Annotated in this window: 3 protein-coding genes and 1 tRNA gene; 2 read left to right on the top strand and 2 right to left on the bottom strand. The window is 34.7% G+C overall.

Going from position 1 to position 9,661, the window contains the following annotated elements; genetic code table 11:
- Positions 1 to 105: 105 nt before the first annotated feature.
- Positions 106 to 4,101, bottom strand: coding sequence for a hybrid sensor histidine kinase/response regulator transcription factor (locus tag JGH11_RS09280; RefSeq protein WP_201111302.1), 3,996 nt, complete (start codon positions 4,099 to 4,101; stop codon positions 106 to 108).
- A 593-nt stretch (positions 4,102 to 4,694) separates the two neighbouring features.
- On the opposite strand from JGH11_RS09280, the gene JGH11_RS09275 reads away from it, so the two are divergent.
- On the top strand, positions 4,695 to 6,692 hold the full coding sequence (locus tag JGH11_RS09275) for an alpha-galactosidase (protein ID WP_201111301.1): 1,998 nt from the start codon (positions 4,695 to 4,697) through the stop codon (positions 6,690 to 6,692).
- Between the two features lie 9 nt (positions 6,693 to 6,701).
- Entirely contained in the window at positions 6,702 to 9,125 is a 2,424-nt protein-coding gene (locus tag JGH11_RS09270; RefSeq protein ID WP_201111300.1) for a glycoside hydrolase N-terminal domain-containing protein, read from the top strand.
- Between the two features lie 192 nt (positions 9,126 to 9,317).
- Here the strand turns inward: JGH11_RS09270 and JGH11_RS09265 are convergent.
- Positions 9,318 to 9,390 (bottom strand) — tRNA-Lys (locus JGH11_RS09265).
- Positions 9,391 to 9,661: the final 271 nt, after the last annotated feature.

Genomic DNA, 9,661 nt, shown 5'->3' with positions numbered 1-9,661 from the left:
GTATATAAATCTCTTGGTATTCAAGACGTAGATATTAAAAAAAGCATTATTATTTACATCCGCCGATTTATAATAATATGGCAAGACCTATGAATAAGAATAGGCTTACTTATTCATTTCTTTACTCTGTTTCTCGAAATCTTTGGGAGTCATTCCGTAATGGTTTTGGAATAATTTAATAAAATAAGATGGCGAATTGAAACCAACTAAATAACAAATCTCATTAATCCTATATTTCCCATCTTGAATAAGTTCTGCAGCTTTCTGTAGACGTATCAGCCTTATGAAATCTGTAGGAGAAGAATCTATTATTGATTTAATTTTTCTGTGTAAACTCGATCTACTCATATGCATTGCCTCAGATAATGATTCGACACTAAAACTTGGTTCTGCTATATTTTTATTTATAATTTCAATTATTTTATTCAGGAATTGTTCATTTGCTTTACTCATTCCCGTTTGATTCATCGACATAAATGGTTTCGCAGTGAGCAATTTCATATCCCTCCGTCTATTATTTATCAATGATACGATTAACGTTTGTAAGTAATGCAGCGAAAATGGTTTTTCAACATACGCATCTGCACCAATTTCCAACCCTTTGATTTTACTATTCAGATCATTGCGTGCGGTAAGTAATATTACTATAATATGGCTCAATTCTATATCCGTTTTTATCGTCTGACACAGTTCAAACCCATCCATTCCGGGCATCATAATATCACTAATTACAATGTCGATCATTTCTTGTTTCAGAATTTGAAAAGCTTCAGTTCCATTTGTTGCCTTAATTACCTCATATTTGGCTTGCATCTCATTTGAAATAAAACTTAACATATCGGTATTGTCTTCAACAATGAGGATGGTTTCGGGTCTGAGTTTTCTTTTCATCAAGTTATCTTGATTATAAATATATTGATCAGAATCATTTTCGATCAATATATTTATATCGTCAGTATTCTCCTGTTCATGAGATATTGGCACCTTTAAGATAAAATTATTCAATCCATTTGCAGACGAATAGAATAGATATCCATCATGCAATTCGGCTAATGTCCGAGCTAAAGACAACCCTATTCCAGAACCGGTAGTATCTTTATGCAAAGCCTTTACCTGGAAAAAAGGTTCGAATATTTTCTCCTTAAATTCATCCGGAACAATCACCCCATCATTAATAACTTCTATAGTAAAATAAACATCGTCGTGAGTAATCAATATTTCAATATTCTTAGAAGAATATTTCATCGCATTGGATAACAGATTATTTATAATCTTAGTAATTCCTTCTCTATCAACGGCAGCTAATACAGGTTCCAGATTATCGTCTGTGAAGTTTATATTTACTTTTTTCGGTGTCGTTAAGGCCTGATGTCTAAATTTCTCAATATTTTCTTTCAATAAGGCTGAAACATCCACAATCTTGAGATTGATCAAAAATTTATGACTGTCAACCTTTCGAAAATCCAATAGCTGATTTATTAGGTCTAGTAAGTTGTTTGTGTTTTGCTTTATATATTGCAGATTTCGCTTTATACCCTCATCAGGAATTTGTTGTTCAATTATAGCTTCTAACGGGCCACTAATAAGAGTAACCGGAGTACGTATTTCATGTGCAATCTCAGTAAAGAAATCAACCTTAGTTTCATACAATTCTCGTTCTTTTTCTATTTCAAACAGCCTTTGTTGTTCTTCACCTCGCTTTTTATATCTTTTTATTGAAAAATATATTACATAATATGTGATCGCACAGAAAAGAACAATATAGATTATATACGCTATCTTTGACGCCCACCACGGGGGAAGAATAATAATCTCTAATTGAGCTTCTCTCTCATTCCATAATTCATCATTATTACTAGCCTTTACTCTAAATAAATACTTGCCGGGATGAAGATTTGAGTAAGACGCGCTATTATTATTTTGTGTATATATCCAATCTGCATCAATTCCATCCATTTTAAAGGCGTACTTATTAGCTAAGGGTGCAATGTAACTGAGCGACACAAAATTGAGTGTTATATTTGTTTCATTGTAAGGCAAGGTTATTTTGTCCGTATGTACGATACTCTTAGCTAAAGGAGAACCTTTCTCATTCGGATTGATTTCCTTATTAAACAACGAGAGTTTAGTTATATATACAGGAGGGATAAATGTATTCTTCTGAAATTCTTCAGGCGTAAAGGCTATAAGCCCTTCTAAACACCCAAAATATAATTTTCCGGAATTACTTTTTAGTGCCGATTTATAATTGAATTGATTAGACAACAGCCCTTCATTTTGAGTAAACACACGTACTTGTTTTGTCTGAGGATTAAACCGGACAAGTCCCTTATTAGTACCAAACCACAGATTATAATTTTTGTCTTCGAGTATCTTATATGCTATGTCATCGGGCAGACCGTCTTTTATAGAATAGCTCTTAAATTTCTTTTCTTCTTTGTTGAATACACATATTCCGCCTCTGTCTGTAGAGAACCATATCTGCCCCAAATGATCTTCAGTTATACTGCTTACACTGTTTGAACTTATACTATTTTCGTCTGTGTGAGTGTAGTGAATAACTTTATCCTTATTCTGGTCATATTGAAAAACCCCGCTACCCATCGTTGCAATCCATATATACCCTTCCGAATCTTCTATAATATCAAAGATAAACGATAAACCAAAGATATTTAATCTTTCAAACTTAGAACTGTTCTTATATCTTACAAATACACCCCACCCGTTTCCAAGCCATATATTACCATATCTGTCTTCACATAATGCATAAATACTTTCTTCATTGAGCTGTAAAACATCGGCGCTATAATGGGTTATTTTATTTTGTGGGCGCTCAACAATATCCAAACCATCTTTAAAATACCCAATCCACACAGCAGTTTTTAAAGCAAGCATGGCTAACGCTTGCCTGGGATATAAACTATTTAAGGCCTTAAATTTTTGTGTCTCCGTATTAAATATGAAGACACCGGCATCATCCGTTCCTACCCAGATATCGCCGCTCTTATCCTCAACCAACTCTCTTATCCTATGAGAATTTATAGAACCGGGATCGCTTGTTGGAAAATATTTTTCAAATTTATCATTGCGATTTCTATAATAGTTGACACCACCGAAGTTAGTTCCTATCCATATGCCGCCTTCTCTGTCTTCATAAACACATTCGATAAAGTTATCCGACAAAGAATAACTATTTATTGGATCCTCAATAGCATGTATTATCGAATTCGTATCGTCATTTATAATAAAGAGTCCGTATTGTGTTCCGACCCATATTTCGTTATCATTAAGAGGAGTAATACACCTGATTATTTTCTTATTGATCTCTCTGGTGTCCATTTCTTCGAGAGTATTCCTACGCTTATCTAAACGAAGTAAATTTTCTTCATGAATACCTACTATTATATGATCTTTATCATGGCATATCGTATAAATATTCTTTCCTGCTAAAGAATGCTGTCCATCTGCATCACCCAAATATTGAGTAAATGTATCATTCGAACTATTGTAAAGAAAAATTCCGGCTCCGTTAGCTCCAATCCATACACGTCCACTTTTCTCTATTGCAATGCATTGCGGATTGCTTTGACTGGGAGAAAGATCCTTGACTACTATGTAGTAATGTAATTTTTTTGTCTTCAGATTGTATCTAAATACGCCTTGATTGGGAGCTACGATCCAAATATTATTGTTGTTGTCTTGGCGGATATCTGTAATCCAATCTATTATCGACACTCCTTCCTTTGACTGAAGGTCGAATGAAGAAAATTTTTCTGCTACAGGATCAAAAATAAATACTCCTTTATCTGTTCCAACCCATAACTCTTTGTCTGGCCCCTCAAATAATGCACTAATATTATTGTTCCCTCTTTTCGTTTCCGAATCGTAACAATTAAAGACTTTACATGTAATTCCATCGTAACGGTTCAAACGATTTCTAGTACCAAACCACATAAATCCATAACTATCCTGACAGATAGACTTCACGTTGTTATGTGACAACCCAATATTACCATCTATTTGAGAAAACCGATAATTTCCCCCCTTCAGATAAATAGGTAAGAAAAGTATAAGGCTAAGCCCTAAAAATATATATTTCATAAATATTATAAGGTTATAGGATGTGAAATAGCTAAAGACAATTCTAGACCATCAATTGATAACGTTCAATTATTTTACTTGCATTCCGTGTTTGAAAACGAATCTCTTACATCCACATAAAATCCAGGGATAGTTACCTTCAATCAATAAAACGAATAAGCTAGATTTAATTTATACCAATTGCGAAAATAAGCATAAAACATTTTATTCTATAACATAATCTCGTCAGGAAATTAATTTTTCAGAAGAACTGATACCTTGATCTTATACAAATACTATATTAGTTCATGTTAACAATGATCTATTAATCTCTGATACAAAGGTCGCAAATACGTTGAAAAAGCACTCGACACTTGTCGCTATAAATACAACATATGTCCTAATTCTTGGTTTTTATAATAAATTAGGTACAAAAGTGCCATTTTTTGAAGAATACAGTATTTTCTATTCGCTATAATCCTTTTATTTTAGTACTTCCTTTTATTCTTAAAAGAAAATACTTATTAAGCTATATCCTCACTATGGCATAGTGTTGAACAAGTATCGATTTTTACAAAATATTAAAAAGGATTTATTACCTAGAATAATGTATCATGAAAACAAATGTATTTTTACTTATTTTTTTAATTGTTTTTTTTATCTGCTCATGTGGTCAGAATTCCTCTGTTAAGAATGAAAAGTGGACTATAATCTATAATCCAAAAGAGAATAATGTTGGTATAAAAAAAGATTCCTGCACCATATTTAATGGTGTGTATGCGTCTTATAAAATAGGGAATAGGCTTATTACAACAAAAGAATACGCTAGATCTTCATCAAAGACATATAGTATTGATACTAAATTTGGGAAAGGGAAGATTCTTGAAATTACATATATTGCCGATTCTTTACCGACATTGATCCAAGCTTTTGAGATATATCCAGATAAAGATTACATCCTTACTGAATTTAGATTGAAATCAGATAAAGAAATATCTTCAAACTATATGGCTCCTGTTAATATTGATCAGGCAGGAAAGGTTTTGCCTGATGGGAATAATAGGGCTCTGTTTGTTCCTTTCGACAACGATGCATGGGTAAGATTTAAATCACACCCCCTAACATTTGAAAATTTAAGGAGTTATGAAGTAACTGCAATTTTTAATAACGAAACTCGTAAAGGATTAGTGATAGGTTCCATTGAACACGATTGTTGGAAAACTGCAGTGGATATAACCAAAGGGCAAGATGTAAACAATGTAGGCTCTATTATCTGTTACGGAGGTGTGGCTGATTCGTTGACAAGAGATACTAATGTACATGGCTCGGTACAAGGAAAAGAAATAAAGTCGCCATTGGTTATGCTTGGATATTCTGACGACTGGCGTACAGGAATGGATGAGTATGGAAAAGCTAATGCGATTGTATCTCCTCGCCCGGAATGGAAAGGAGCCGTTCCTTTTGGTTGGAATAGTTGGGGCGCTCTTCAATTTAATCTTAGATATAATCATGCAATGGAAGTCTCTGATTACTTCAAAACCAATTTACAAAACAATAATTTTGTAACCGCTGACAATACAGTGTATATTGGTCTAGACTCGGGGTGGAATATTTTCTCAGAAACAGAGCTTAAATCCTTTGTCGATAAATGTAAAGTCAACGGTCAAAAAGCAGGTATATATTGGACTCCTTTTACCGATTGGGGTAAAAATCCCGAAAGAGAAGTAGAAAATGCTCAAGGTTATAAGTTCAAAGATATTTATGTTTACGCACAAGGCAAACCTCAGGAATTTGATGGGGCATATGCCATAGATCCCACTCATCCCGCAATAGAACAGCGAATGAAGGCAACTTCAGAACTCTTTAAACGATGTGGATTTGAGTATGTGAAAATGGATTTTATGGGACATGGAGCAATGGAAGGCGATAAATGGTATAACACCGATATTAAAACCGGAATGCAGGCCTATAATTACGGGATGAAATTGTTAGTTAAATATTTTGGTGATATGTTTATAAACCTGTCTATTTCACCTATCTTCCCTGCACAGTACGCTCAATCACGTAGAATTGCGTGCGATGCATGGAATAAGATCAAAGACACGGAATATACAATGAATGCTGTCTCTTACGGATGGTGGATCGACAACGCATATCAATTTAATGATGCTGATCATGTCGTATTGCGCGATGCTACTGAAGGTGAAAACAGAGCGCGTGTGACATCTGCCATAATTACTGGTTTGATTATAATCGGTGATGACTTCAGCTTAACAGGTCCAAAAGATTCAAAAGAAAGAGCTGGAAAATATCTTACTAATGCTGCTGTAAATAGTGCTGCATTCGGAAAATCATATCGCCCGGTTGAAGGAACGGGAGAAAATTCAGAAAATCAATTTGTTTATACAGACAAAGATGGAAATACCTTTTTAGCATTATTTAATTATGATGAAACTGAAAAGTTTGTGTCTATCCCGTTTGACCGTCTTAATTTAAAAACTTCTGAGATTTCAAGAATAACAGAACTTTGGTCCGGTAAATCTATCGAGACAGGTGAAATTATTCCTATCCCGGCTAAAGATGCCAAATTACTAAAGATTGAACAAAAATAAATTAGTATTATGCTTTCTAAAAATCTTTTACCTATAGCATTGTGTCTCATTCTTATTTTTACGACAGGACTTCCTTGTAAGCCTCAAAGCACTGATACACGACACTCTTTATGGTATCAACAGCCTGCAGACGAATGGATGAAATCATTACCTATAGGTAATGGACGCATAGGAGTAACTGTTTTTGGAGGAACGTTTGATGAGACCATATCGTTGAGTGAAATTACATTATGGGCGGGACAATATGATGAAGATCAGCACCGTAAATGTGGTAAAGAAAAATTGAACGAAATAAGGAAATACTTTTTTGAAGGCAATCTGAGTAAAGGGAATCAACTTGGGTCTGATATTTTGAGTGGATCACCTCATTCATTTGGATCACATGTTCCATTAGGTGATCTGAAAATGCATTTTAGATATTCCGACAATAATATATCAGAATATAAACGTGAACTAGATTTAAAAACTGCAATCAACAAGGTTTCCTTCAAAGCAGGAGATGTTCTTCATACTCGAGAATACTTTTGCAGTAACCCTGATGATGTTCTGATTATAAATATGTCAGCAGATAAAGCGAATAATATCAATACCGATATATCGTTTCAACTCCTTCGGGAAGCTGATATTATAGCTCGAGACAATTCTATAGAAATAGAAGGTAAGGTATCTTTCCCTAAACAAGGTCCCGGAGGTGTCGAATTTAATGGAAGAATAGCCGTAAAAACCAAAGACGGAACTGTTAGTGCGAAAGGAGGAGTTATCAATATATCGCAAGCGTCGAATGTCACTTTAGTTTTTGACCTTAGAACAGACTACGAAAATAAAGATTATAAGAACCAATGTACAGTTGCTGTAAATAATGCTTTAAGCAAAAAGTATACAATATTGAAAGATAATCACATTGCAGATCATTCCGACTTATATAATCGTGTAGACTTGTTCTTCGGCGAAAGTCCTAATGATAAGCTACCTACCGATAAGAGATGGGAGTCTGTGAAGAATGGAGCTACCGACATTGGGCTCGATGCCTTATTTTTTAACTATGCCCGATATTTACTTATTGCTGCTTCGCGAGCAAACTCACCTCTTCCTGCAAATTTACAGGGAGTCTGGAATGATAATTTAGCTTGTAATATGGCATGGACCAATGATTATCATCTGGATATCAATACACAACAAAACTATTGGTTAGCCAATATCGGAAATCTGCATGAACTAAATGAGCCCTTATTTAAATATATAGCGCAATTAGCAAAATATGGAAGTAGAACAGCCAAAGATGTTTACGGTGCTAGAGGATGGACGGCACATACGGTAGCCAACGTTTGGGGATATACGGCTTCAGGTTCCGGGGTAGGTTGGGGACTCTTCCCTACAGCAGGTGCATGGATTGCATCGCATCTATGGACTCATTATCTATATACATCAGACCGTGATTTTTTAGAAAAAACAGCATATCCTTTGTTGAAAGGACAGGCTGATTTTTTAGTCGATTATCTAGTTAAAGATCCTAATACAGGTTACTTGATGACAGGACCAAGTATATCTCCTGAAAACTCCTTTCGGTATGAGGAACAAAACCATTCATTATCCATGATGCCTACTGTTGATTTGATATTGGTTAGAGAAACCTTTAATTCATGTATTGAGGCCTCTAAAATACTGAATGTCGATAGTGACTATAGGAGCAAATTGACTGCAATTCTAAAACAGCTTCCAACTTTTAAAATCGGGAGAAATGGAGGTCTGCAAGAATGGTTTGAAGACTATGACGAAGCACAACCCAATCATCGCCATACATCACATCTATTAGCAATTTATCCCTTCCAACAAATCACACCAAATAAAAATCCGGACTTAGCAAATGCGGTCCGTCGTACTATGGAACTCCGCTTGGCCGCAAAAGACTGGGAGGATGTGGAATGGAGTAGAGCGAATATGATATGTAATTATGCCCGGCTTTATGACAGCGAGAAAGCTTATGAGAGCTTAGTCTTACTTCAACGTAATTTATCTAGAGAGAATTTACTTACGATATCACCTAAAGGTATAGCCGGAGCTCCTTATGATATATTTATATTTGATGGAAATGAGGCTGGGGGAGCCGGAATTGCCGAAATGTTGATCCAATGCCACGAAGGGTATATTGACCTGCTGCCAGCTTTACCAAAAGCTTGGAGTAACGGATATTTTAAAGGATTAGCTGTGAGGAATGGGGCCACTGTTGATGCTGAATGGAAAGATTCTAAATTAAATAAGGTTATAATTACAGCAACAATATCTCATTCATTTGTCTTAAAACATTCTCGCAGCAAAGATATTCCGTCGTTCTTTAAATCTGGAAAACAAGTAAAAATACGTCAGAAAGGAGATGGCTATATAAGATTTGATCTTAAGAAAGATGAAGCTTTGGAGCTTATCTACAATCATTAAATATAGCCATAGATAGCGAGACTAAACATTATTTGATTGGTTTGATATTTCCTGAAAAACTACAATTTCAAGAAAATAAATATCAAACCACAAAAGTCAATAAATTTGTAAATACAATTCTTTGTGACAATGCGAGATACAGAGAGAAAACAAAACAACTGACTTCCATTTCTGAAAGTCAGTCGAATTTCGTGATCCCGCTGGGGCTCGAACCCAGGACCCCATCATTAAAAGTGATGTGCTCTACCTGCTGAGCTACGGAATCTCCCTGTTGCTTTAACAAAGCGAGTGCAAAGGTAATGGAAAATTTCTATTTTCCAAACATATGACTTTAAAAATTGCTTTTAAATACAAACTTTTTAGTTTGGGCAAAACACAATTACAGCATAAACGCATAATAATAAATACTTTATATTAAGAAATAAAAAAAAAAGAAATAGAATCTTTTTTTGAGAAACAACTCCTTATTAAAAATGAATTTATATCTTCGTCAACTTCTAGTATTAAAACATATAGATAAAGAACAAACGCCTTAA

Origin of the sequence: Dysgonomonas sp. Marseille-P4677 (assembly GCF_016652235.1) — a bacterium.
GTDB lineage: Bacteria > Bacteroidota > Bacteroidia > Bacteroidales > Dysgonomonadaceae > Dysgonomonas.
This window is presented reverse-complemented; position numbering and strand designations above follow the sequence as displayed.

Bases quoted from the DNA above. Each gene is read 5' to 3' on its own strand.
- JGH11_RS09280 (WP_201111302.1), bottom strand. From the start codon at position 4,101: ATGAAATATATATTTTTAGGGCTTAGCCTTATACTTTTCTTACCTATT.
- JGH11_RS09270 (WP_201111300.1), top strand. From the start codon at position 6,702: ATGCTTTCTAAAAATCTTTTACCTATAGCATTGTGTCTCATTCTTATT.
- JGH11_RS09275 (WP_201111301.1), top strand. From the start codon at position 4,695: ATGAAAACAAATGTATTTTTACTTATTTTTTTAATTGTTTTTTTTATC.